Source organism: Acinetobacter kyonggiensis (genome assembly GCF_900107285.1).
GTDB classification, from domain to species: Bacteria; Pseudomonadota; Gammaproteobacteria; order Pseudomonadales; family Moraxellaceae; genus Acinetobacter; species Acinetobacter kyonggiensis.
Map to the genome: position 1 here is coordinate 149,425 of NZ_FNPK01000004.1, position 24,483 is coordinate 173,907.

At 39.6% G+C, this 24,483-nt stretch carries 23 protein-coding genes; 13 read left to right on the plus strand and 10 right to left on the minus strand.

Annotation, left to right across the window (positions count from 1 at the left end):
- The first annotated feature begins 20 nt into the window (after window positions 1-20).
- From tolQ to pal, 5 genes are all read left to right on the plus strand, one after another.
- The gene (tolQ, locus tag BLV99_RS04990; protein WP_086166041.1) at window positions 21-719 is read left to right on the plus strand and encodes a protein TolQ; all 699 of its coding nucleotides are present in this window, start codon (window positions 21-23) and stop codon (window positions 717-719) included.
- Window positions 719-1,168 carry a protein TolR gene (tolR, locus tag BLV99_RS04995; protein WP_092688304.1) on the plus strand — a complete coding sequence of 150 codons (450 nt, stop codon included), beginning with the start codon at window positions 719-721 and terminating at the stop codon, window positions 1,166-1,168. The genes tolQ and tolR overlap by 1 nt, the downstream gene beginning before the upstream one ends.
- 3 nt (window positions 1,169-1,171) lie before the next feature.
- Window positions 1,172-2,827 (plus strand): cell envelope integrity protein TolA, encoded by a 1,656-nt coding sequence (gene tolA, locus BLV99_RS05000; protein WP_092688306.1) that lies wholly within the window; start codon window positions 1,172-1,174, stop codon window positions 2,825-2,827.
- A gap of 202 nt (window positions 2,828-3,029) precedes the next feature.
- On the plus strand, window positions 3,030-4,313 hold the full coding sequence (gene tolB / locus BLV99_RS05005) for a Tol-Pal system beta propeller repeat protein TolB (RefSeq protein WP_167356302.1): 1,284 nt from the start codon (window positions 3,030-3,032) through the stop codon (window positions 4,311-4,313).
- 38 nt (window positions 4,314-4,351) lie between these two features.
- Entirely contained in the window at window positions 4,352-4,921 is a 570-nt protein-coding gene (pal, locus tag BLV99_RS05010) for a peptidoglycan-associated lipoprotein Pal (protein WP_086184941.1), read from the plus strand.
- 65 nt (window positions 4,922-4,986) lie between these two features.
- Here the strand turns inward: pal and BLV99_RS05015 are convergent, their stop codons facing one another.
- On the minus strand, window positions 4,987-5,181 hold the full coding sequence (locus BLV99_RS05015) for an NF038105 family protein (protein ID WP_092688308.1): 195 nt from the start codon (window positions 5,179-5,181) through the stop codon (window positions 4,987-4,989).
- 190 nt (window positions 5,182-5,371) lie between these two features.
- On the opposite strand from BLV99_RS05015, the gene BLV99_RS05020 reads away from it, so the two are divergent.
- From BLV99_RS05020 to BLV99_RS05040, 5 genes are all read left to right on the plus strand, one after another.
- Window positions 5,372-6,346, plus strand: a complete 975-nt coding sequence (locus BLV99_RS05020) for a class 1 fructose-bisphosphatase (protein ID WP_086184939.1) — start codon at window positions 5,372-5,374, stop codon at window positions 6,344-6,346.
- Between the two features lie 51 nt (window positions 6,347-6,397).
- Window positions 6,398-7,174 (plus strand): TrmH family RNA methyltransferase, encoded by a 777-nt coding sequence (locus BLV99_RS05025; RefSeq protein WP_086184938.1) that lies wholly within the window; start codon window positions 6,398-6,400, stop codon window positions 7,172-7,174.
- 167 nt (window positions 7,175-7,341) lie between these two features.
- Complete coding sequence (locus BLV99_RS05030) at window positions 7,342-7,956, plus strand: RNA polymerase sigma factor (protein WP_092688310.1); 615 nt, start codon at window positions 7,342-7,344, stop codon at window positions 7,954-7,956.
- Window positions 7,953-8,273, plus strand: coding sequence for a hypothetical protein (locus BLV99_RS05035; protein ID WP_092688312.1), 321 nt, complete (start codon window positions 7,953-7,955; stop codon window positions 8,271-8,273). Before BLV99_RS05030 ends, BLV99_RS05035 begins: the two co-directional genes overlap by 4 nt.
- Window positions 8,263-8,667: a DUF3106 domain-containing protein gene (locus tag BLV99_RS05040; protein ID WP_004648331.1), complete on the plus strand. Its 405-nt coding sequence runs from the start codon at window positions 8,263-8,265 to the stop codon at window positions 8,665-8,667. Before BLV99_RS05035 ends, BLV99_RS05040 begins: the two co-directional genes overlap by 11 nt.
- A gap of 258 nt (window positions 8,668-8,925) precedes the next feature.
- On the opposite strand, the gene BLV99_RS05045 is transcribed toward BLV99_RS05040, so the two are convergent.
- The 4 genes from BLV99_RS05045 to cxpE form a co-directional block, all read right to left on the minus strand.
- Complete coding sequence (locus BLV99_RS05045; RefSeq protein ID WP_092688314.1) at window positions 8,926-11,331, minus strand: CSLREA domain-containing protein; 2,406 nt, start codon at window positions 11,329-11,331, stop codon at window positions 8,926-8,928.
- A gap of 3 nt (window positions 11,332-11,334) precedes the next feature.
- Window positions 11,335-13,173, minus strand: a complete 1,839-nt coding sequence (gene rbtA / locus BLV99_RS05050) for a rhombotarget A (protein WP_092688316.1) — start codon at window positions 13,171-13,173, stop codon at window positions 11,335-11,337.
- 118 nt (window positions 13,174-13,291) lie between these two features.
- Window positions 13,292-13,996: a DnaA regulatory inactivator Hda gene (gene hda, locus BLV99_RS05055; protein WP_086184933.1), complete on the minus strand. Its 705-nt coding sequence runs from the start codon at window positions 13,994-13,996 to the stop codon at window positions 13,292-13,294.
- 15 nt (window positions 13,997-14,011) lie between these two features.
- Window positions 14,012-15,232 (minus strand): chloramphenicol efflux transporter CxpE, encoded by a 1,221-nt coding sequence (gene cxpE / locus BLV99_RS05060; protein ID WP_086184932.1) that lies wholly within the window; start codon window positions 15,230-15,232, stop codon window positions 14,012-14,014.
- Window positions 15,233-15,366: 134 nt separating this feature from the next.
- On the opposite strand from cxpE, the gene purM reads away from it, so the two are divergent.
- The gene (purM, locus tag BLV99_RS05065; protein WP_086184931.1) at window positions 15,367-16,434 is read left to right on the plus strand and encodes a phosphoribosylformylglycinamidine cyclo-ligase; all 1,068 of its coding nucleotides are present in this window, start codon (window positions 15,367-15,369) and stop codon (window positions 16,432-16,434) included.
- Window positions 16,435-16,444: 10 nt separating this feature from the next.
- The gene (gene purN / locus BLV99_RS05070; RefSeq protein ID WP_092688318.1) at window positions 16,445-17,074 is read left to right on the plus strand and encodes a phosphoribosylglycinamide formyltransferase; all 630 of its coding nucleotides are present in this window, start codon (window positions 16,445-16,447) and stop codon (window positions 17,072-17,074) included.
- A gap of 69 nt (window positions 17,075-17,143) precedes the next feature.
- Here purN and BLV99_RS05075 read toward each other — a convergent pair whose 3' ends face one another.
- Window positions 17,144-17,947 carry an alpha/beta fold hydrolase gene (locus tag BLV99_RS05075; protein ID WP_092688320.1) on the minus strand — a complete coding sequence of 268 codons (804 nt, stop codon included), beginning with the start codon at window positions 17,945-17,947 and terminating at the stop codon, window positions 17,144-17,146.
- Window positions 17,944-18,969, minus strand: a complete 1,026-nt coding sequence (sppA, locus tag BLV99_RS05080) for a signal peptide peptidase SppA (protein WP_092688322.1) — start codon at window positions 18,967-18,969, stop codon at window positions 17,944-17,946. The genes BLV99_RS05075 and sppA overlap by 4 nt, the downstream gene beginning before the upstream one ends.
- Window positions 18,970-19,098: 129 nt before the next feature.
- Here sppA and BLV99_RS05085 point away from each other — a divergent pair, with 129 nt between their 5' ends.
- Entirely contained in the window at window positions 19,099-20,055 is a 957-nt protein-coding gene (locus BLV99_RS05085) for a lysophospholipid acyltransferase family protein (RefSeq protein WP_092688324.1), read from the plus strand.
- On the opposite strand, the gene BLV99_RS05090 is transcribed toward BLV99_RS05085, so the two are convergent.
- The 3 genes from BLV99_RS05090 to BLV99_RS05100 all read right to left on the minus strand — a co-directional run bounded on the left by BLV99_RS05090 (window position 20,052) and on the right by BLV99_RS05100 (window position 24,474).
- The gene (locus BLV99_RS05090; protein WP_092688326.1) at window positions 20,052-22,478 is read right to left on the minus strand and encodes a DNA internalization-related competence protein ComEC/Rec2; all 2,427 of its coding nucleotides are present in this window, start codon (window positions 22,476-22,478) and stop codon (window positions 20,052-20,054) included. The genes BLV99_RS05085 and BLV99_RS05090 overlap by 4 nt on opposite strands.
- Before the next feature lie 84 nt (window positions 22,479-22,562).
- Window positions 22,563-23,246: a lipoprotein-releasing ABC transporter ATP-binding protein LolD gene (lolD, locus tag BLV99_RS05095; protein WP_086166060.1), complete on the minus strand. Its 684-nt coding sequence runs from the start codon at window positions 23,244-23,246 to the stop codon at window positions 22,563-22,565.
- Window positions 23,239-24,474 (minus strand): lipoprotein-releasing ABC transporter permease subunit, encoded by a 1,236-nt coding sequence (locus tag BLV99_RS05100; protein ID WP_074946404.1) that lies wholly within the window; start codon window positions 24,472-24,474, stop codon window positions 23,239-23,241. Before BLV99_RS05100 ends, lolD begins: the two co-directional genes overlap by 8 nt.
- Window positions 24,475-24,483 lie beyond the last annotated feature (9 nt).

The window sequence follows — 24,483 nt, forward strand, 5'->3', positions numbered from 1 at the left end:
TTTATTGGCACATTGTAACTATGGCAACTCAATTAGAATCTTCTTTACACATATCAGATCTTATTTTACAAGCAAGCCCTGTGGTTCAACTGGTCATGTTGGTACTGCTGCTGGCATCCTTATACAGTTGGTATCTGATTGCCAAGTTACATATGAGTTATAAAAAAGCCCAGACTGATGATGAACATTTTCAAAAAATCTTCTGGTCTGGGGCTGAACTCAATACGCTATACAACAACGCACAACTCAATTCTAAACGTACGGGTTTAGAAGATATTTTCTACCAAGGCATTGGTGAATTTTTTAAACTCAAAAAATTTCAAGCAACCACTCAACAAACCATTGATGGTACTGAACGTATTTTACGTGTTGGTTTAAGTCGTGACCAAGGTGGACTTGAACAAGGCTTAGGCGCATTGGCCAGTATTGGTTCTGTTGCACCCTATATCGGTTTATTCGGTACGGTTTGGGGCATCATGAATGCCTTTATTGGTCTGGCAGATGTTGACCAAGTCACACTTGCAACGGTTGCTCCAGGTATTGCTGAGGCACTCATTGCAACCGCCATTGGTTTATTTGCTGCTATTCCTGCGGTATTGGCATTTAACCATTACACAGCCAAAGGTGAAACTGTCTATTCAGACCGTGCATTGTTTGCTGAAGAAATGGTGGCGCTATTACAACGTCAAACTGTGAGTTCTACACAGGAAAATGACTAATGGCAATTCAACGTTCTGGACGCTTTGAGCGTGTCAAAAAACCCCTAAAAAGTGAGATGAACGTCGTTCCTTATATTGACGTGATGCTGGTACTTTTAGTCATTTTTATGGTCACTGCACCCATGATCACCAGTGGGATTAAAGTCGATTTACCCCAAGCCAATGGTAATCCGATTGAATCTAAAGATGCACCGACTATCGTCACTCTGGATCAAGATGGTCTTTATTATGTGGAATATAAAAACCAAAAAAATGGCCCCGTTGATCTGACTCAACTAACCAATATTTTAGTTGAGGCTCAAATACAAGCCAAAAATGATAATAAAGAACTGAATGTCGTTATTAACGGTCATAACACTCGTCCATATGGAGATGTCATGGCTTTAATGTCTAGTCTTCAAGATGCGGGTTTAACACAAGTTAGCTTACTCACTCAGCCTTTAGAATAAAGTATGAAAGATTTTAAAAAGCCACCATCTAAAGAAAAAACCATTGCGCTTGGATTTACCGTTGCTGTCCATGTGGTCGCAATCACTGGCTTACTTTTTTTAGGTATGAGTAAACCTGCCCCGCCCCCTAAACAAATTAAAATGGTATTAGTCAAACCAGAAGATTTAATCTCACCTGAACCTGTACCTTTAGAACAAACAGATTCAGCAGAAACAACACATGAAAAAGTTGCGGAACAAGTCCAACAAACAGCGGAACCAAGTGTAGAACCCGCGCCTGTTATTCCAGTGACACCACCTTCACCAATCCAAAAACCTGATACAAACAAAGCAGTGCAAGAAGCCAAAGCAGAAGCATTGCGTCAGGCAGAACAACAAGCGGCTGCCAAAGCCAAAATGGATGCAGCAAATCAAGCAAAGGCTGACGCTGCTGAAAAAGCTCAAGCCGATGCTGCCAATAAAGCCAAAGCCGACGCTGCGAATAAATCTAAAGCGGATGCTGCGAATAAATCTAAAGCGGATGCTGCGAATAAAGCTAAAGCTGATGCTGCGAATAAAGCTAAAGCTGATGCAGCAAATAAAGCCAAAGCCGATGCAGCAAACAAAGCTAAAGCCGATGCTGCTGAAAAAGCCAGAGCAGATGCTGCAAATAAAGCCAAAGCCGATGCTGCAAACAAAGCCAAAGCGGATGCTGCAAATAAAGCTCAAGCTGATGCTGCCAATAAAACCAAAGCCGACGCGGCAAATAAAGCTAAAGCCGATGCTGCAAATAAAGCTCAAGCTGATGCAGCAAATAAAGCCAAAGCCGATGCAGCAAACAAAGCCAAAGCCGACGCTGCGAATAAAGCCAAAGCTGATGCTGCCAATAAAGCCAAAGCGGATGCTGCGAATAAATCTAAAGCGGATGCAGCAAATAAAGCCAAAGCGGATGCTGCCAATAAAGCTAAAGCCGATGCTGCAAATAAAGCCAAAGCGGATGCTGCCAATAAAGCCAAAGCCGATACTGCCAATAAAGCTAAAGCGGATGCTGCGAATAAAGCCAAAGCCGACGCTACTGAAAAAGCCAAAGCCGACGCTGCGAATAAAGCCAAAGCTGATGCTGCCAATAAAGCCAAAGCGGATGCTGCGAATAAATCTAAAGCGGATGCAGCAAATAAAGCCAAAGCGGATGCTGCCAATAAAGCTAAAGCCGATGCTGCAAATAAAGCCAAAGCGGATGCTGCCAATAAAGCCAAAGCCGATACTGCCAATAAAGCTAAAGCGGATGCTGCGAATAAAGCCAAAGCCGACGCTACTGAAAAAGCCAGAGCAGATGCTGCTGAGGAAGCTAAAGCATCTGCTGCAAAACAAGCTACAGAAGAAGCTGCCACTAAAAAAGCTGAAGCGAAAAAAATTGCCTCCACGGCAAAACGTGATTTTGAAAATAAAGTTAAACGCGCTTGGGATATTCCAAACGGTTCATCAGGTCAGAAAGCCACTGCTCGTGTGACTTTAAGTGACAGTGGATCGGTTCAATCTGTTATTGTCAACTCAAGTGACCCAGATATGAAAGCCAGTGTAGAGGCCGCTGTACGTGCGGCGGCACCTTATCCAATGCCTTCAGATCCAGATGCCCGACGTGAAGCCAGAACATTTACCTCTAGCTTTACAGCGAAATAAAAAACAGCCATATCAATTCAATTTGATATGGCTGTTTAACATTGAATTTTAAGCTCAGTAAAGGTGATAAAATTTCATTCACTTTTCACAGTCTTATAACAGTTTTGACATAATGATGTACTTTTAATAATTTAAAATCATGCCATTATGTGACACAACCGAATTCACAATAATTCACATCTTTTAGAGTACGTAGCGGATGATGGAAATGACGCGTAAACATCTACTTTGCCTCACCATTTTGACAGCATTAAGCCCAGTTTTAGCCACCCAATCTTATGCCCAACTGCATTTAGAAATTGCTAAAGCACCAGAAGCAGCACCTAAAATTGCCATTATTCCATTCAATAATGATCAAAGCATTTATCCGATTGTCGAAAGTGACCTCAACCGCTCTGGCAAATTTTCAAGTGCTTCAAAAAATTTACCTGCAACTGCAAGTATAAATGCTCCAAATGCAGAGGCATGGAAAACGGCAGGTGTTCCCTATTTAGTCACAGGTACAGTCAAAACAACTGAAAATGGCAGCTTTGAAGTTCACTATCAACTCTATGATGTAGAAAAACAACAATATCTACTTAATGAGTTACTAACAGTTCCAGCTTCACGTATTCGCCAAGCTGGACACATGATTAGTGATGCCATTTATCAAGCACTGACAGGAATTGCTGGTGACTTTAGTGGTCGTATTGCTTATGTATTACGCAACCCAGCGACACCTGAACAGCGTTATACTTTACAAATTGCCGATACCGATGGCGAGCAACCCAAAACTATTCTGACTTCGCGTGATCCCATTCTGTCACCTGCATGGACACCAGACGCAAAAAAAATTGCTTATGTTTCATTTGAAACCAAGCGCCCTGCGATTTATGTACAAGATTTAGCGACAGGACAACGTGAAAAACTCGCGAGCTTCCGTGGTTTAAATGGTGCGCCTAGCTTCTCCCCAGATGGTCAAAGCATGTTGTTTACCGCATCCCTGCATGGCAATCCTGAAATCTATCAAATGAACTTAACGACACGCGCACTACAGCGTATGACCAATGATAGTGCAATTGATACTGAAGCACGCTATGCCCCAGATGGTAAATCCTTTATTTTCACCTCGGATCGCGGTGGTTCAGCACAAATTTATCGCTATAATTTTGCTGATGATTCAAGTAAGCGCCTGACTTTCCGTGGCGCATTTAATGCACGTGGTACTTTAAGCGCAGATGGTAAAAAAATCGCTCTGGTCCATCGTCCAAGTGGTAGCAACTACAAAGTTGCCATTCAAGACATCAATACAGGGATTACCAACATTTTGACCCCAACCAGTTTGGATGAATCACCAAGTTTCTCTCCAAATGGGCAAATGGTGGTGTATGCAACGCGTGAAGGTAATCGTGGATTATTATCTATCATGTCACTGGATGGTCGTTTCCGCATGAATTTACCCAGTGAACAAGGTGAAGTTCGTGAGCCAGCTTGGGCACCTAAATAACAATTTAATTTAAAGCAATGATGATCATGGAGATGAAAATGAAATTAGTAAAATTATTGGTCCTTCCTGTTCTTGCAACAACCTTAGTTATGACAGGTTGTGCAAGCCGTAAACCTGCTGCTGAAATTCAAACAGGTCAAAACCCGAACAGTGCTGGTACAGTAAGTACCGAAGGTTTAAGTGAAGATGCTGCACTCAATGCCCAAAACTTAGCGGGTGCGTCTTCAAAAGGGGTAACTGCCGCAAACAAAGCATTCTTAGCGAAACGTGTGGTTCATTTTGACTATGACAGCAGTGATCTTTCCAATGACGATTACCAAACATTGCAAGCACATGCACAATTTCTTGTAGCGAATGCAAATTCGAAAGTGGCTTTAACGGGTCATACCGATGAACGTGGTACACGTGAATACAACATGGCTTTGGGTGAACGTCGTGCCAAAGCGGTGGAAAGCTTCTTAATCACCAATGGTGTTGCAGCAACCCAATTAGAAGCCGTAAGCTATGGTAAAGAAATGCCGATTAATGCAGGGCATGATGAAAATGCTTGGAAAGAAAATCGCCGTGTAGAACTTAACTACGAAGCCGTTCCACCCTTATTAAAATAATGACTTTTAATAAGAAAGCGCTCAAATTGAGCGCTTTCTTATTACTGAATTACTGAGATTAGCATTTAAGCTTTTTCAGATGTATCCGGTTCTTCATGCGAGCTTTGCATAGATTCGATCAGATCATGCTTGTTGAATTTTTTATATTCAGGTTTAGCTTCGTAATCCTTCCATGCTTCTTTTACTTTCTCGGCAGAAATATCGTCTAAATTCATCGCTTCATTTGGCGTTGGAGTCGCATCAAACTTTTGTGTTGTCATAACCGTGCTCCTATCCCTGTTTTTAAATAACCTCTGCTCACATCAACATAGCATTTTCCACAAAACTTACAAGGGTAAAATCACGACAAATAGTCGAGTTTAATTGTTCTTTTGTCTCGTTCTCATCTAAAATGAGTCCGCATATTCTTTTGATAGTTTTTTATCATTTTCTAGTTGGAGCTTTCCTAGCATGTCATACCTCACCCTTTCCCAATTCTTAGAACAAAAAACAGGGAACTTAACACCAGAACTTTCTCAAGTAATTGAAACAATTGCAAATACTTGTAAAAAAATTGATCAAGCATTGCAAAAAGGTGCCTTAGCAGGTGTATTGGGTAGTGCAGAACATGAAAATGTACAAGGTGAAACTCAAAAGAAACTCGATGTCATCTCAAACGATTATTTAATTGATGCGTTAAAAGCTCATCCACAAGTCGGTGGTTTGGCTTCTGAAGAGCTGGATGAATTCACGCCTGCGCAAGAAAATGGTAAATTCCTTGTATTGTTCGATCCACTGGATGGTTCAAGCAATATCGACATCAATATGTGTGTAGGCACAATTTTTTCTATCCTTCCTGCAAAAAATGCAGTGACTCAAGCTGAAGACTTTATGCAAGCTGGGACAGAACAAGTGGCTGCTGGCTATGTATTGTATGGTCCATCTACCATGATGGCACTGACAGTAGGCGCTGGCGTTGTATTCTTTACTTTTGATCCAGAAACTCAAGAATTCCTACTCACTTCTGAACATGTGCAAGTCGCTGCCGACACGCAGGAATATGCCATCAATGCTTCTAATCAACGTCATTGGGAAGAACCAGTAAAACGCTATATTGCTGAACTTCAAGATGGCAAAACAGCAGTGCGTGGCAAAGATTTCAATATGCGTTGGGTCGCATGTATGGTTGGTGACATTCACCGTATTCTTTGCCGCAGTGGTATTTTCTTATATCCATACGATACTAAAGATCCGCAAAAAGCAGGTCGTCTACGTTTAATGTACGAAGCCAACCCAATGAGTATGTTGATGGAACAAGCCGGTGGTGCATCTACGACGGGTCGTGTTCGTATTCTTGAGATTCAACCCACTGAAATGCATCAACGTGTACCTGTAATCATTGGTTCTAAAAACGAAGTTGAATTAGCAACCAGCTACCACCATTAATTTAAAAAATGGAAGTGAGTGTATCCACTTACTTCCATGGATAACTCTCCCATGCCAGCTTTTTTTCTTGAATCAAAAGACAATCCAAAAATCAAACACCTACGTGGATTGATTGAACAAAACTCCTTTCGTAAAAAACAGCGTCAAACCGTACTTGAAGGCACACATCTAACTCTTGCATGGTTAGCAAAAAATCGTAAAATTCATTCTATTTTCACGACTGAAGTGGCAATGAGCCATCCTGATTTAGAGAAAATCAATGAGCTCTATGATGGTTATGTCTTTGTTATCAGTGAATCTTTATATAAAGATTTAAGTACTTTAGGTACATCTTTAGCGTGTTTGGCAATTGTCGACTTACCAAGCTCACCTGAAGCTTTGAATTTTAAAGAAGACACCCTCATTCTAGACAATATCCAAGATCCGGGTAATGTGGGAACCTTGCTCCGTTCAGCTGCGGCGGCAGGCATTGAACAAGTTGTATGCACCAAAGGTTCGGCATCTATTTGGTCACCACGCGTCCTTCGTGCAGGGATGGGTGCGCATTTTTCCCTGCAAACCTATGAAAATATTGCACTAGAAGACCTTTTAGAAAAATTCACCATACCTGTTTATGTCACCAGTTCACATCAATCTGAAAGCCTTTACTCAAAAAGTTTGAGAAAACAATGTGTTTGGATTCTAGGCAACGAAGGTCAAGGTGTATCGAATTATGCACTTAAGCATGCTGAAGCAGTTTCTATTCCACAGCCCGGTGGACAAGAATCATTGAATGTTGCTGTTGCAGGCTCTATTTGTTTCTTTGAGATGGTTCGTCAACGTTTATAAGCCTGTTCTTTCGTTACTTTATTTTAACCATCGTTCATTGATGTTCAAAAATAGATTACGCTAGAAAAATAATAAGTTTTTTGTCAACCAAACCATTATTTCCAACGTTATATATGTATGAATATGGAAATAATGGTGGGTATCCAATGACAGGATTTTCCATCTCTATGGATTCAGCACCAAAACAGTCTCAGTCTGAAAACTTAAGTACTCTTAAGAGTACGGCTGAACAACGCCTGAAAACTTTTATGCAGGATGTGACTGGGCGTGCTTTAGTGATGATGGAAAGTGCTACTCAAGGTCAACAAGGCATCGCAATGGATTTAGTGCAAGAAGCATTCATTTCCTTACATAAAGCATATGCTGAAAAATCGACTGATGAATGGTATCCCCTGTTTTACACCATTTTGAACCATAAACTACAAGACTGGCGCAGAAAAGAAGTCCGTCGAGCGCAACCTTTTTCTTTTTTCAAAAAGGTGAGTTTAGATGACGACGATATAGAACTCAATGATATCGTTGATGAAAATATGCCTAGTCCATTTGATTTTCTTGATCAAGCCGTAACAGCTGAAGAAATACAAGAAGCGATTGCCAAGCTTCCTGTTCGACAGCAACAAGCTTTCATGCTTCGTGCTTGGGAAGGTTTTGATACACACACCACTGCGCAAATTATGGAATGCAGTGAAGGTAGTGTAAAAACGCATTATCACCGTGCTATTCAAGGGCTTAGGTCTTCTTTAGCACATTTAAATCCATATGGTGGAGGGTCATCCGAATGAAACAAGATGATTTCTTAAAACAAGTTACTTCCAAACTCGATGCACTGGCACAACATCATAAAGACAAACCAGTTGTGATGAATCAGGTCATTGAAAAAATTCAAGACCGAGCAGCCTCTCGTTACGGACTTTGGAAAATGTCAGGTTTTGCACTTGCCGCTGCAATTACAGGGTTCGTGGTATTTCCAAACTCGATTGACATAGCTGAAAAACCGCAAAATCAAGTGGTTGTTACTCCAAAACTTTCACCACAAATGGTTGAAGATTTGGAAATGTTGATGGTTTTAGGCGAGGATAAAGTTCCACATGGCAGCTAAAAGATTAGCATTTGCTTTTTGTGCACTCGGATTTTTACAAACCAGTTTTGCAGGTTTTGAGCGTTTTTGGATTTTTTCTAAAGATGCAGACACTCAAGTCACAGAAACATGGGAAACGCTATCAGATGCTGAACAACGGGCACTTATTCAACGTTACCAATCATTAAAGGAATTGCCTGAAGCACAGGGTTCAGCTTTGCATCAGCGTATGGATTGGTTTACCCAACTTCCCGAACAAGAAAAGCAAAAAATGCGTGAGACTTGGCAAAAAATGAGTAGCCAAGAACGTAAAGACTTAGGTCGACGCATGCAAAAAGCAACGCATGAAGAAAGACCTGCTATTCGCGATGAATACATTAATAAATATTTACAACCTCAATCTATAAGCCATTAAATTTATATAATGACGATCAAAACGATGGTCATTATCTTTAGATTTAACTCTGCTCAAGCATACGACTTGTTGATAAAAGGCTCGTATTTCACCTCTAATCAACAATCAGTTACTTTTTTTAAATTTAAATTTCCAATAGAAATCCAAAGAAACAACTTACTTTGCACCCAATATTGATTGGATACAAACACCTATATATTTTTAAAATCCTAATTTTTTATAAAAAAATGCCTCATTGAATGAGGCATTTTAACTTTACTACTGTTTTTTTCTTCGAACTCTATGCAAGCCAAGACCCATTAAACCTAAAATACTATAGATGCCAATACTGCCACCCCCTCCACCAGAAGCGGTAGAACTGGTATTTTTTGCGGTATTCTTCAAATAAATTGTTGCTTGGTTTGAAATTAAGCCTTCTGCATCATAAATATTATAATTCAGCTCATAATCAAATGGACTAAAATTGTTCTTTGCTTGCATATGCAACTGACCACCATAACAGGTAAAACGGATGTCATTACCAGGACAGGGGCCAGTATGGTCGGCAGTCACAATTAAACCAGCAGGAATGGTTTCAAGTCGGATTGGCAACTCCACACCAGCTGCATTTTTATAAAATGCACCTTTATAAGGAGCATTCAACTTTGTCGTAGGTCCATCACCATCATCACTATCATTTTCCAACGGATTAATACTCAATACCGAGTTTGAACTTGGGGTAATTGAGTATTCATCCGACTTGGCAATTGGTGCAATATTCTTAAATTGTGCTTTTAAAACACCTGTCGATTCCAAACCTGCGACTTGCTTAGAGCGAATCGTATAGGAACAATAAGAAGCACCTGTTAAATCTGCCAATTTACCATCTATGCGATAAAGCATAATTCGCTTCAAATCACTATTCCAAACACACTTAAAGTTTGGATCAGGATCACCCACAAACTCAACTACACCATTTTTTTCAACCAACTCACCACGTTCTTGCGTGATAATATTATAATTATCAACATTTAATGCTTTCGGTTGCATCGCACCATTACTATTTAGCACTTCTTCATCATTCGGCAATGCAAATGCAAATGGATCGACATAAATCGCACGATATTGTTGATATTCAGTGGTATATTTCAATAAGTCTTCAAATATTTTTAAGTCTTCTGTATCTTGAATTAAGTAGTCCTTACGATTAGGGTCTTTAATATCCACCTTAATTGTATCAATCAATCCTTTATATTTATCAATTCGTTGTACATATGAATCATTAAATAAATCGGTAATATCTGCCGCAGTTAAACGCATCAATTCAACTGAACCAATGTCACAAATATTTTTCATGGTTGGATTCAACATCAGCGTACCATCAGTAACTCGTTGTATGCCTCGTTGATCCGTTTTACTACACTCACCCTTATTTACATTGACTAAATCCAATTCATTTTGATTGTTTTTTGGATAGTACAAAGGTAAAAATAAGTTATATTCTGAAGCTTCTTGATAAGGTGACAAGACAGTGAATATATTCGTCGCACCTAAATTTAAATTGGTATTAGAATCATTCGTTCCAGCATTTGACGCTGTCGGTAAATCACATACCCCTTCTGAACTAAAAGCATTTTGACTCGCATTAATAGTCCGTTTTGTGTCTGTTAAATCGCCATTATTTAAAGCATAGCGACAAGATTTCCCCTTATTAAACGCTAGAAGATTAAACCTTAAGTTAATTGCACCATTATCATCATAATAAAAAGTACTATAAGCATCATTTTCCACAATCGTATTGCTTATTGCAGTGAATCCATAATTCGAGCTTAAAAAATGATTATCACCTACCGCCCGAATAATACTGCCCTTTGCACTGTCGACTTGGTTCTTTGCAATTGTGCTTGCGATGAGGTTTAAATTTGGATTACCACATAGCTCAATCATACTTAGACTGCTTGCTGATCGATTTTTCACAATACTACTGTTACTAATATTAATAACAGCTTTCGTACCTTTCAAATTGGCCTCACAGTCCATAGCTAAAACGCTACCTTGTTTGGCTTTATTGCCCTGTATAAGCACTTGAGATAGATTAATTTCCTTGCCTTCATTATGCGCAACAAAATAAATGGCTCCGCCTTCTTGCGTGGATTCAGAATTTAAAATTGCGCTATTCACCATATTTAATGATGCACCAACAAATAGTGCACCACCAAATTTTTCAGAATAACCATTTTTTAAGATCAGGTTAGTCAGATTAAGATTTGTATTGGTATCTGAAGTATTAAAAATACGTGAAGTATTATTTGCATTAATACTTGTTTTTAAAGCTTTAAGGGCTGGATAGCTATGCGTCAAAGCATTTTTGGTTGAATGATCTGCTGGGGATTTACCATAAATAAAAATGTCCGATTCTGGCTTTAACTCACTTTTTAAAATATATTCACCCGCTTCAAGCTGAATGATATCTTTTTGACCATTACTCGTATTACCTGCGTTACAACCACCGTGTGATTTATTATCTTTAGCCGTTTGTATTGCCTCTCTCAACGAGCAATTGTTTAAATTACCACCATTTTCATCGACAAAAGTATTGACATAAATTGTGCTATCTTCTGCTGCCATTAATGACATTGCAGACAATATCATGCTACAGAGAAATCCTTTTTTATAATTTTTCATCGGTCATCCTTGCTTATTTTTATATCGGCGCAGTCCAACAAGACCTAATATTGTAAATAGACTGAAGAATCCAAATGACCCACCTGATGTACTCACTTTGCTGCTTTCCATATCATTTTTGGGTTGCTGTACAATTTGTACATTAATCTCAAGATATGGATTAGTTTTATGAAAACGAGTGGTTGACGTCACTAAACGAATCTTAAAAATATCTGCGCCCGCCCACGAACCTTGGGGGGTATAAACCAAATTTCCTGCTTCATCAATGGTAAGCTTACCTTTTGATGGTGTCTTGACTTGTATCACTTGCATACAGCCAGCCTGCCATGACTCACCGAATGCTTTTTCATCTAATTTATCTTTTAGTGCTTCACATTCTTCTTTCGGAATTAAATCACTATCACCGAGTTTGTCGGCAATATTTATTTTGGCAACATCACCAAGAATTAAATCCTGACCAACTAGACTCGTATTCGGCACAATAATTTCGATTGCCCCACGGTCACAGGTATGCTGATCGTCATCTCGGATATTGTCACGTTGATCTGACGTTTCGCAAGCCACGATTTTTGCAGTTGAATCAAGCTGTAATTTACCTTTGTTAATAATTAAGCTTTCAAATAAGGTTTTATAACTCATCAATATTCGTGGTCGGAAATATCCTAAAAAAGCAGTATCCGATTGAACATAAGGACACAACAGCGCATTTGGATCTTCAGTTAAAGTCTTACATTTCCCTTCTAAATCATTGCCAGCAATAAGCTCAGTCCCTTGCCAAATATTATTTGGGAAGTTTCCATCACCAGATGTGCAACTATTTACGACAAGGTTGTTTTGTAGAAAACTTTTATCATCTGCCTTAAAATAACAATTGTTATCTTCTGTCATTGGATATGGATTACCCAACACAATACTGTTAGCAAGATATGCTTTTTTTAAGGGCGCATTAAATTGAATACCCGCTGAATTCCCAACCACTGTAAGATTATTTAAACCAATGCCATCGCGGACATTAATGATAAAACCTTTGTTTTTATAAAAAGTACTATTGACGATTTTATGGGTCATTAAAGGAAAAACAGCAATTGCAGCATCATCTAAAGATGCAGCAGAATATATATTTGCCCCTCTTACTACTGTCGTCTCATTTTCACGAAAAACTGAATTTGATATTCTAAATTGTGGAACCTGACTATAAAGAATAGCCCCTTCAGCTGCTGTGTTCTTTTCAAATAAACTGTACTTAATATTTACAAAACTGCGTTCTTTAGCATCTTGCCCCACAGGCACAGCAAAGTTATAAATCGCTCCACCTTGTCTTGCGCTACCACCCGATAATTTTACATATTCTAAAGTCAGAAATTCATTGTTATAAATCAGTCCACCTTGGTCGGCACACACAGACTGATTACAACCTTGAAGTGTCACTTCAGTCATTTTTATGCTGATGAGTTCTTTTTTTGTATCATCGATAACGAAAATATTGTCCTTACCCAACATTTTTATCATGGCATTATTAATGCCAGCAGCAGGCTTATCAAAACCTGTTGTATCGTTATAAAGTGTCCTTAAATTGAGCTGTGCTGAAATTTTAATGTGTGTGTTTAATTTATAGGTTAATTTACTCTCTAATAATATGCTGGAGTCCGTGTCTTTTATACGCCCCACGCAACCCTGATAACCACTATCCACAAAGTCTTTATTGACATATTCAATGGCTTCACGAAGAGAACACTCCGTGTCATCTTTAGAAACATCCTCAATTGTAGTAACTTTAATTTCGCCGCTATAAGCATGTCCTGCAACGCATAACATGCCTATGCCTATGCTCCGTTTGAGCATATCTTTCTCCTTGTGTTCTTTATATATTTTTATTCTTTAGTTGCAAATTCCCTGCAACATCGAACTATTTTGCTGTACTTTGTCACAGCTTTAATAATTTCTCAAGATTTTTTATTGTTTACCGATATTCATCAATTAAGGCATAAATTTGTCTTAAATTCGCATGACTAATTTTAATTTTTTCGCCCTTTAACAACTGAATCAATTGCTCTAAGGTTTGTAATAAAACAGAGGTTTGATGCGGTCCTTGCATAAGTAAATAGTCTATAACTTGTTGATCAATATGAATGCCACGACGTGTTAATACCGATGTTACGAGCGCATAGCGATCTGCATATAAACTGCCCGTTGGCACTTTCACACTGACTGCTTGGGTTAAACGTGATTGTAAATCTGGAAGTTCCAGTTTTAATTCTATAGGTGCTATACGGGAAGAGAAAACCAACTGCCCTCCACCCTCATTATTATAATTAATTAAATGAAAAACTGCTTTTTGCCAATGTGGAACGCCACTAATCGCTTCAATGTCATCCAATGCAACAAGGTCATAGCGGTCTAAGGATGTGATCGCCTCAGTTGGTGCATCAAGCAATTCAAGTAATGAAACTTGAATTGCAGATTTACCAACATCTAAATAAGAATCACAAATAGCAGAAAGTAAGTGGCTTTTACCCGAACCCGCACCACCATAGACATAAAAACGATTCATTAAACCTGCATGTAGCTGTCGAACTGCATCAATAACATGCCCCCAACTTGGACCCGAAAAATCACTGATTCGAGCATCGAGTTGAGGTTCTATATCTAGCTGCAGTTGACGCATATATGTGTTTTGACCTTAGGGTTCTTTATTGTCTAATGGTTCAATCTTACTCGATTTTTCAGCACCTTGCTGATTTTTTAGTGCCTCAGATTGAATTTCAATATCTAGCTCTATTTGTCCAGTTTGCATACTCATTGCACCTGATGAAGAACGCTGTATAACCACAGCGGATAAGTCATACAATCGGCTTTTTTCATACGACTCACGTGCATGTCTAAGTAAAACCACAATCACAGCTGCAACAGGTAAGGCAATCAACATCCCTAGGAAACCTGCAAGTTGTGCCCCTGCTAACACTGCAAAAACCACGGCAACGGGTGATAAACCAATTTTATCGCCCAACAGGAAAGGTTGAAGAATATAACCTTCAATGGCTTGTCCAATCATAAAAACAATAATCACCAGTGCCAAATGTGTCCAATCAATTCCGAACTGAAAAAGCGTTGCAATCACTGCGGCAATAATACCTACCCCAAAACCGAGATAAGGAATAATACTGGCCAAGCCTGCAACCATCCCAATAATCAAGCCGACCTCTAAACCAATCAATTGTAAACCAACAGCATAAACCACACCTAACAGGAACATCACTAAAAATTGCCCCTTCACAAATGCGCCCAGTACATTATGACATTCGCCCACAATACCTAAGGTGATTTTTTCATAATGACGAGGAATCAGGCGACGTAAACTATCCAGCATACGATCCCAATCCAGCAAAAAATAAAAGGCAATAATCGGAATTAAAACAACAACACCGCCAATTTGAATAAAGTTTAAGCCCGATTGTGCAACACGCAACACCACACTCTGAATACTATCGGCACTATAATTGGTCTGAATATATTCCATAACAACTTTGGAGATCTGCTCAGTATCAATTTCCATTGCTTCAACATTAAAAGTCTGCGATACCCACGGTAAAAAGGTGTAATTCAACCAATGAATACCTGCGGGAATACTGTCTCGTGCATAGATTAGCTGTTGCCAAACCAATGGAACAACATACCAAATTGCCAAAGTAACAATGACACCAATACCGATAAAAACAATGCCAATAGATAACCAGCGCGGCAAACCTATTCTATGAAGTTTATCCACCAATGGACTAAATAAATAAGCAACTAAAAATGCGGCTATAAAAGGCAGTACCACAGGCTTAAGCAAATACAAAACCCAAAGGATGAGTGCAATCCCTGAGAGTATAAAAATACGACGTAAGGTGCGATCAACCATAGATTCGAGCCTTTTTTAGGTTTATTCGTTATAGAAAGTAAAATATTTGAATAAAGATAGCATTTTGGTGCATAAATAACATAAGAGTTTCGTATATTCGGGTATAATCGCGGCGCGAATGCGGAGACTTCAATATGAGCAACTCAACTTCCCCAAACACTGGTTTAAGCTATAAAGATGCGGGTGTCGACATTGAAGCGGGAGACGCACTAGTCGACCGAATCAAATCAGTCGCTAAGCGCACTGCACGTCCTGAAGTTATGGGCGGATTAGGCGGCTTCGGCGCTCTTTGTAAAATCCCTAAAGGTTATGAAGAACCTGTTCTCGTATCTGGCACAGATGGTGTTGGTACAAAATTACGTTTAGCACTCAATTTGAACCGTCATGACACTATTGGTCAAGACTTGGTTGCAATGTGCGTAAACGACCTTCTGGTCTGTGGTGCTGAACCATTATTCTTCCTTGACTACTATGCGACGGGTCACTTAAATGTCGATGTTGCTGCCAATGTAGTAACAGGTATTGGTGCTGGTTGTGAACTTGCAGGCTGTGCATTGGTTGGCGGTGAAACTGCTGAAATGCCAGGCATGTATGAAGGTGAAGATTATGACCTTGCAGGTTTCTGTGTAGGCGTAGTTGAGCAAAGCAAAATTATTGATGGTAGCAAAGTAAAATCTGGTGATGTATTGATTGGTGTCGCGTCAAGCGGTGCACACTCAAACGGTTACTCTTTACTGCGTAAAATTTTAGATGTGAAAAACGTCGATTTAAACCAAATCGTAGATGGTCGCTCACTTGCAGATGTGGCAATGGAACCAACACGTATTTACGTTAAATCATTACTTCAACTGTGCAAAGAAGTTGATGTTCATGCAATGGCACACATTACAGGTGGCGGTTTACCAGGTAACTTACCTCGTGTACTTCCAAATGGCGCTCAAGCGATTGTTAATGAATCTTCATGGGAATGGCCAGAACTGTTCAAACTTCTTCAACGTGAAGGCGGTGTTGAACAGCACGAAATGTATCGCACATTTAACTGTGGTGTAGGTATGGTAATTGCAGTTGATGCAGCAGATGCTGATAAAACGGTTGAATTATTGACCAGCCTTGGCGAAAAAGCATGGAATATGGGTCACATTGTCGACAATGCTGAATCTGTTGCCGGTGCTGATGAAAAGATTCGCGTAATCTTTGCATGATGTGTTTCGCATGATCAAAATTGCTGTCCTTGTTTCAGGCAGTGGAAGTAACTTACAAGCGTTGATAGATGCCAATCTATCGGGGCAAATTGTCGGGGTCATTTCCAACAAGCCTGAAGCCTATGCTTTAGAACGTGCTCAAAAAGCAGGTATTGCCACTGCGGTAATTGAACATAAACAATATCCCAACCGTGAAGCATTTGATGATGTGATGCATCAACAATTGCTCGCTTGGGATGTTGATTTAGTGGTTCTGGCCGGCTTTATGCGTATTTTAAGTGCTCAATTTGTGCAAGCATGGGAAGGGAAAATGGTCAATATCCACCCTTCTCTATTGCCCAACTATAAAGGTATGCATACGCACAAACGCGTACTGAATACGGGCGATGTCTTCCACGGTTGTACTGTTCACTATGTAACGGCAGAACTGGATGCAGGTCAAGCTTTAGCGCAAGGTGTACTGAAAGTGAATGTGCATGATAATGCCGATTCACTGGCAAGCCGAGTACATGTGCTTGAACATGTCATTTACCCGCAAGTGGTGGAATGGATTTGTACAGGTGCAATTCAACATACTGAAAAGGCTGTTTTGTATCGTGGTCAAGTTATGCTTGAACCTGTGCAATTTGCCAAGTTCTAACAAATTTAAAGATTAAAAAAACGCATCCTCGGATGCGTTTTTTTATTGATATTAATATGCATATAGCAATTATTTGGCTTGTTGCCGAATCAACTGCTTAATCAATTTTACAACTTCAACGGGATGCTCCAATGGGAACATATGACTACCTGCGGTAATGCTAAAAGGCACCCCAAATTTCTTTTGTACCATCTGTGGAAAACGACGCGGTAAAAATGGACTTTGTTCTGCAACCAGAATATGGATTGGCAGATGAATTTTTTTCTGAGGTAACCACCACAATGATGGATTGGTTCTAAAAACCTTCACTTCATCCATTTTTGGAATGGTAAGCTCAACCCCACCACGAACTTTGTCTTCGGTTAAAGCATAGTCGATATAGGCTTGAAAACAGTCGGCATCAAAGTCTTTATAAAAACCTTTCGGGCGCAGCAATTCCGCTGCTTGTTCACGACTATCCCAATGATCACGACGACGCAATGACAATGCCGCAGGTGACATCCGATCCACCGCTTTGAGCTTCAACAGTTTAGCAACATGCAATGCAAAACCGTCTTTACCCATAATCATCGGTGGATCAAGCATAATCACTTGCTCAAACAACTCAGGTCGTTTCAATGCTGCTTGAAAGGTCAGCACTGAACCTAAAGAGTGACCTAAACCAATGACAGGTCTACCCTTCGCTTGACGGACAATACTGTCAATCACTTGATTGGTTAGGCTTTCCCAATGATTGTCAATCGGATAACGCTTATCTGTTCCAAGCAGTGGCACATAAATAACCTCATATTCATCTTCCAGTAAATCAAATAGCTTTTGATAAACTTGAGATGGCACGCCATTGGCGTGCGCAAAATGAATCAGTGGCTTCATTGTAATTTTGTCGTTTGTTCAGATTGGACTTGCTGTGAAAGTGAGCTAGCAAAGCCCTGACCAATCGAACTTCCCATGCGTCCAAGTACCGAATCAAAAGGACTATATTCAATGGTATAATTCACAGCTTTATCAATTTTAAGTTCACGTTTCAGCGTATTTAAACTACCTGTACGATCTGCAATACCCAACTTCACTGCTTGATCACCTGTCCAAAACAAGCCTGAGAAGATTGCTGGATCTTGCGATTTCAACTTATTACCGCGACCTTGTTTAACTGCATTGATAAAATGATCATGCACATTATCCAGTACGCCCTGTACATGTGCTTTTTGTGCACCATCTACAGGCTGGGTCATTGAAAGTAATGCCTTGTTCTCACCAGAAGTCATGGTGCGGTCTTCAACACCTAGTTTTTGCATTAAACCCGTCACACCGTAGTTCGGCATAATGACACCAATCGATCCAACAAGACTGGATGGGTTAACAATAATTTCATCCGCAGCAGACGCAATATAATACGCTCCTGAAGCACCTGTATCACCAATTACGGCATACAGCTTTTTACCAGTATGAGCCTTTTTCAAATATTGAATTTCTTGCCAGATTTCATCAGATTGTACTGGTGAACCACCTGGTGAGTTAATATTTAAAACCACCGCTTGGCTTTGTTTACTTTCAAAAGCTTTCTTTAATGCTTTTACCGTATCTGCACTATTCACGCTTTGTTTATCTGCAGCAATTGTTCCAATAATATCAACCACCGCAATATGCACAGTTGTGGTGGCTGTAGGATCGGTGGTTGATGTGCTACAACTTTTCCCCATTAACACTAAAACAAAAAGGATATAAGCAAAAGTGAGACATTTAAAAAAGATTCCCCAACGACGTGCACGGCGCTGTTCTTCTACCGATGCTAAAACGGCTTTCTCTAAAATATGCCATTCTTTGCCAATTATATTTTGCGTATTATGTTGTGTATTCTGAATGTCATTTTCTGGTTTTGGCGGCCAATCGGACATGGAAAATAATCCAATGATGAGTTAAATTGAACTCATTATATACACTGAATCATAGAAATCTGCCTAAACAATATATTTTCCCCTATAATATTTTTCTTTTTGACCCTTTTTCTACATTGACGATAGGCAATGACTGACCATACTTCACCGAATACGACGTATCATTTACTTAAATTCATAAGTAGACAACCCATTCAAATTTCTAGATTTATTGCTCGAAGTTTAGCAGGTCTAGTGAATTTACTTAAAATATCAAAAACGTCAGATACGATTCGTCTTAATCTTCAAATTGCGTTACCTGAATTAACAACTGAACAACATGAGAAGATTATTCCGCAAGCGATTCGTAATGAGCTGACCTCATATTTCGAATTTTTTAGCATTTGGGGTGCAGATAACCATAAAAATATTGCACGTATTCATTCCGTTACTGGGGAGCAGCTACTCAAAGATGCTGTAACAGCAGCTGAAGGTTTGGTACTGATTGTGCCGCACTTTGGCACATGGGAAATTATGAATGCCTATCTGGCTCAATTTACCCAAATGACCATTCTCTATAAACCTGTCAAAAATGAATCCGCCAATCAGTTTGTACGTGAAGCGCGAAGTCGTGAGCAAGCGAACCTCGTCCCGACTGATGAGTCGGGTGTCAGACAAATTTTTAAAGCTTTAAAACAAGGCGGTACAACGGTTATTTTGCCAGATCACACACCTAACTTTGGTGGAGAAATGATTCCTTATTTTGGCATACCGCTCGCGACCAGTAATTTAAGTGCCAAACTGATTCAAAAAACCAAAGCCAAAACTTTATTTTTATATGCGATGCGTAATGATAATCATGGTTTTGATATGCACATTGAACCGATAGATGATCGAATTTACCAAGGCAATCCCAATCAGGGTACTGCTGTTATTTTAGCAGCCATCGAAAACTTAATTCGTCGTTATCCAGAACATTATCACTGGAGTTATAAGCGTTTTAAAGCCAATCCAGCTTTAGATCATATCTATCATTTAAACACAGATGAAGCCCTTAAATTAGTTGAAGACATCCGTCACCAAGATGTGCAGACTAAAATTATTTAGTGCTTTAACCACTGCTGACGGTCTCGCTCAAATGCGATAGACATGATGTTTTGCTGCTTAAAAAAACGAATACTGCCGTGTTCGATGGTGGTCAGTAATGGGATGTTTAATTCTTTTAAACGAGATTCAACAATCACACTCGGATGCCCATAGCGATTATTCCAACCCGCTGAAGCAACTGTTAATTTTGGCTTCAATTGTTTTAGAAAATGATAGGCTGAACTATGTCGACTACCATGATGTCCCAAAACTAAAACATCAACTTTTAAATCAGGATAGGCCTGTAAAATGTGATATTCCGTTTCCCAGCCTGCATCGCCCATCAACAAAAAGTTTTGATAAGGCTGAACATTTTTTACCTGTAAATAAACCACACAAGACATTTCATTTTTTTCAAATTTAGCCTTTGCCAAGTGCTCAGGTTTCGGTGATAACACGGTAATATTGACGCGCTCGCTCCAATGCCACTGTTGCCCTTGATGACAATAATCAAACTGACTCTTCTTTTCGACTTCTACCTGTTCATTGGAATATACCTTTTTGATGGGTAAATCATGCTTAATCGACTCATACCCACCGCGATGATCTTGGTCTAAATGCGTCAAAATTAGTTGATTCAATTGCGAAACACCATTCACCGATAAAAATGGCAAAATAATCTGTTTCCCCACACTAAATTTACTTTCATCATAATTTCCCCCCATATCAATCATTAAGGTCTGTTCTTGATCACGGATAAAAATCGCTTGCCCTTGTCCCACATCTAATACCGTCAATTCAAAATCATTTTTATCTACATCCGTCATAATCAAAGGAATAAAACACACAACAGCCCACAATTTTGGCACCACACCACGCGGCAAAAATAGAATCATCAAGCCCAAACATAAGCTGAGTAATGTCCACATATTCATCGCAATCGGTTGTAATGTGGGTGAAAAAATCCAATCTAACACTTGAATAAAAATGAGTAATCCAGAAACACAGAGGTCATTGATCTGGAACAATAACCCGCCCAAAGGTTCAAAAATGAAATAGCACAATGCCGCAATAATATCTAAAGGCACAATCAGCAAACCAATCCATGGAATGGCAAACAGATTACTCAAGGGTGTCACCCATGCGATTTGTTTAAAGAACATCAGCATCAGTGGCAGCAAAGCCAAAAATATTTTCCATTGGGATTCGATTAAAATTTTCAGCTGGATTTTGATTGCCTGAGTCCGAGTCTTTATTTCTTCCAGATGACTTTGCTGCTGCACCGTTTGGTAAATACGCAGCAACACAAAACACGCGCCATAAGACAACCAAAAAGCAGCCGATAAAATACTAAAAGGATCAAAAATGAGTAAAATTGAAGCACTAAACAGCAAAATACTTAAGGCTTGAATCTTTTGCTTTAAGAGTACAAACGCACTAATCAATAAACAGGTCAATAATGTTCTGAGTGCTGGAATTTCAAAACCGACAAAAGCACAGTACAACAATACGCACATGCAAAAAGGTAAAATCAACAAATATTGCTTGGGGCATTTCAAATAAATTTGCGGACAATAACGGCAAATCAGTTGATGTAAACCCCAACACAGCAGTAAAGCAAAAATAAGAACATGCGGCCCAGATATTGCCAATAAATGACTCATTCCAAAGCGTTGGAACAACTGTTCAGTTTCTGGCTGAAGTAGACTTTGATCACCAGTCAATAAAGCCAAAAGTAGCCCTTTATTGCGTACAGGTTGTTGATCAATAAAATGACGCAGCGCAAGACGTTGTTGCTCTATCCAAAGTTGTATTTGATTCAAAACTGAATGTTGTTGCCTTAAATAATGCGCATAACCCAAAGCATAAATGTCTTGTTCAGACAGTTTTTGTACCGCTGAAACTTTAAACCCCGACATGATATTTTGCTGAAGATACCATTGCTCTTGATCAAAAGCACCTTGCGTTGCATAGCTATGTGCAGGTCGTGTGTTGCCCTGTAGGCGATAGTATTGACCCAGTTCAAGTGTAAATTGAGGCTTGGAATCTATTTCATTTTTTAGAAATGCTTGCCATTGCACAGCTTCGGCATGCCGATTCAACACCTGAATTTTTTGTTGTATGGATTGACCACCCCATTCATTCAAATTTTTGACATATACAATTACTTCAACCTGTTCTGTCTGCTGTTCCCGAAACTGCAAACGATCATTCAGTTGATGATAGGCATAACTATAGCCCAGCGCTATGCCAAGACTAAAGCCGATACAGAGTTGTAGGCATTTGAAATACAATGAATGGACATGTTTTAATACTGTCCATTTCAACAACAATACGAGAATAAAAAGAACAATACTTGGAATAAGCAACGACTGTAAGATTGGGAAGGTTTTTCCCATCGTGGCAATTCCAATGACCCAGCCTAAACAGATTAATTGCATCATTATTTTTATAGTTTTTTAATTTTGCGCAATATTAAAGCCCACCGGAGTGAGCTTCAATCATTTTTTTAATTTATCGATCAGTGTCTAATTGTCAATCCAAACCCCATCTTGCATATGCAAAATAGAATCACCCGCTTGGGCCAATTGTTCATCGTGCGTCACAATCAACATGGCCATATTGAACTCACGACGTAACTCACTGAGCAGCTCAAAAATTTTCACTGCCGTTTTACGATCTAAGTTACCCGTCGGCTCATCGGCTAACATCAGTTCAGGTTTAGTCACCAAGGCACGGGCTAAAGCCACACGCTGACGCTCGCCACCAGATAATTCACCGGGCTTATGCGTCATGCGGTGCGACAACCCTACGCGATTCAGCAAGTATTCGGCTTGCTCTTTAGACTGTTTGTAGTTGGTGCCTGCACGCAGCATCAATGGCATCGCAACATTTTCTAAAGCACTGAATTCAGGCAAAAGATGGTGGAATTGATAGACAAAACCCAAATGCTGATTACGCAAATAACCACGTTCAGCTTCACCCAAAATATCAAAGCGTTTGTCATTTAAAAAGACTTGTCCTTCTGTTGGGCAATCTAAGCCGCCCAACACATGCAACAAGGTACTTTTACCTGAACCACTTGAACCCACAATCGAAACAAACTCCCCTGCTTTGACTTGCAAGGACAAGTTCTTAATCACTTCTACTGTTGTTTTACCGTCAGTAAAACTTTTGGAAATGTTTTTGGCTTCGAGGACAATATTACTCATAACGTAAAGCCTCTGCGGGTTGAGTTTTGGCAGCACGGAATGCTGGATAAATCGTTGCAAGGAAGCTTAAAAGTAAGGATAAGCAAACAATGACCACTACATCTTGCCAACGCAAATAAGACGGCAAATAGTTAATGAAATAGGCATCAAATAAGTTCAAACCAAATGCGGTATTGATCCAACCAATAAAACTACTGATGCTTGAGGCAAAAATAATCCCTAAAATAGCACCTGAGACTGTACCAATCACGCCAATGATAGTGCCTTGCACCATAAAAATTCGGGTAATGGTTGAGGGTGAAGCACCCAGTGTACGCAAGATCGCAATATCTGATTTTTTATCCGTTACCACCATTACCAACGATGACACAATATTAAATGCCGCAACCAAAACAATTAAAAATAGCAGCAAGCTCACCATGGCTTTTTCCATCTGAATGGCACTAAACAAATTACCGTGGGTAAAAGTCCAATTCGATGCATAAAAGTTTGAAGGCAAGTCTTTAACAATGTCATCGGCAACTTGTGGTGCGAGGAAAATATCATCTAGTTTTAAACGAACACCTTGGGCACCATCAGGTAAACGCAGCAATGTAGATGCATCGTTCAAGGCGATATAGCCCATCATCGAATCCACTTCTGCACCAATACTAAAAATACCGACGATTTTAAAGCGTTTAAAACGGGGGACTACCCCTGCTGGTGATGGCGTTGCCTCAGGAAGCACTAAAGTAATATTGTCATTAAGCCCCAAACCAAGCGAATCCGTCATTTGTTTACCTAAAACAATGCCAAACTCACCTTTTTTCAAACGGTCTATGCTGCCTTCAACCATATGATCTTGGATAATAGAGACTTTTTTTTCATATTCAGGTTCAATTCCTGAAACCATAATTCCAGCCACTTGCCCTTGTGCAGTCAGCATGCCTTGTAACTGAGTAAATGGCGCTACGCCTTTGACATGCTCATGTTGCTCAATTTTTTTTGCAAGTTCTGGCCAATTTGTTAAAATTTGCGTTGAAGAAACAGTAGCTTGAGGTATCATTCCTAAGACACGGTTTTTCAACTCTCGGTCGAAACCATTCATAACAGATAAGACTGTAATGAGTACAGCCACACCTAAGGTGAGACCGATCATAGAAACCAACGCAATAAAAGAAATAAAGTGGTTACTACGCCGTGCGCGGGTATATCTCAACCCTATATACAGCGAGATTGGTTTAAACATACCATCTAG

Coding starts and splice junctions, on each gene's coding strand:
- tolQ (WP_086166041.1), top strand. CDS start 21: ATGGCAACTCAATTAGAATCTTCTTTACACATATCAGATCTTATTTTA.
- tolR (WP_092688304.1), top strand. CDS start 719: ATGGCAATTCAACGTTCTGGACGCTTTGAGCGTGTCAAAAAACCCCTA.
- tolA (WP_092688306.1), top strand. CDS start 1,172: ATGAAAGATTTTAAAAAGCCACCATCTAAAGAAAAAACCATTGCGCTT.
- tolB (WP_167356302.1), top strand. CDS start 3,030: ATGGAAATGACGCGTAAACATCTACTTTGCCTCACCATTTTGACAGCA.
- pal (WP_086184941.1), top strand. CDS start 4,352: ATGAAATTAGTAAAATTATTGGTCCTTCCTGTTCTTGCAACAACCTTA.
- BLV99_RS05015 (WP_092688308.1), bottom strand. CDS start 5,181: ATGACAACACAAAAGTTTGATGCGACTCCAACGCCAAATGAAGCGATG.
- BLV99_RS05020 (WP_086184939.1), top strand. CDS start 5,372: ATGTCATACCTCACCCTTTCCCAATTCTTAGAACAAAAAACAGGGAAC.
- BLV99_RS05025 (WP_086184938.1), top strand. CDS start 6,398: ATGCCAGCTTTTTTTCTTGAATCAAAAGACAATCCAAAAATCAAACAC.
- BLV99_RS05030 (WP_092688310.1), top strand. CDS start 7,342: ATGGATTCAGCACCAAAACAGTCTCAGTCTGAAAACTTAAGTACTCTT.
- BLV99_RS05035 (WP_092688312.1), top strand. CDS start 7,953: ATGAAACAAGATGATTTCTTAAAACAAGTTACTTCCAAACTCGATGCA.
- BLV99_RS05040 (WP_004648331.1), top strand. CDS start 8,263: ATGGCAGCTAAAAGATTAGCATTTGCTTTTTGTGCACTCGGATTTTTA.
- BLV99_RS05045 (WP_092688314.1), bottom strand. CDS start 11,331: ATGAAAAATTATAAAAAAGGATTTCTCTGTAGCATGATATTGTCTGCA.
- rbtA (WP_092688316.1), bottom strand. CDS start 13,173: ATGCTCAAACGGAGCATAGGCATAGGCATGTTATGCGTTGCAGGACAT.
- hda (WP_086184933.1), bottom strand. CDS start 13,996: ATGCGTCAACTGCAGCTAGATATAGAACCTCAACTCGATGCTCGAATC.
- cxpE (WP_086184932.1), bottom strand. CDS start 15,232: ATGGTTGATCGCACCTTACGTCGTATTTTTATACTCTCAGGGATTGCA.
- purM (WP_086184931.1), top strand. CDS start 15,367: ATGAGCAACTCAACTTCCCCAAACACTGGTTTAAGCTATAAAGATGCG.
- purN (WP_092688318.1), top strand. CDS start 16,445: ATGATCAAAATTGCTGTCCTTGTTTCAGGCAGTGGAAGTAACTTACAA.
- BLV99_RS05075 (WP_092688320.1), bottom strand. CDS start 17,947: ATGAAGCCACTGATTCATTTTGCGCACGCCAATGGCGTGCCATCTCAA.
- sppA (WP_092688322.1), bottom strand. CDS start 18,969: ATGTCCGATTGGCCGCCAAAACCAGAAAATGACATTCAGAATACACAA.
- BLV99_RS05085 (WP_092688324.1), top strand. CDS start 19,099: ATGACTGACCATACTTCACCGAATACGACGTATCATTTACTTAAATTC.
- BLV99_RS05090 (WP_092688326.1), bottom strand. CDS start 22,478: ATGATGCAATTAATCTGTTTAGGCTGGGTCATTGGAATTGCCACGATG.
- lolD (WP_086166060.1), bottom strand. CDS start 23,246: ATGAGTAATATTGTCCTCGAAGCCAAAAACATTTCCAAAAGTTTTACT.
- BLV99_RS05100 (WP_074946404.1), bottom strand. CDS start 24,474: ATGTTTAAACCAATCTCGCTGTATATAGGGTTGAGATATACCCGCGCA.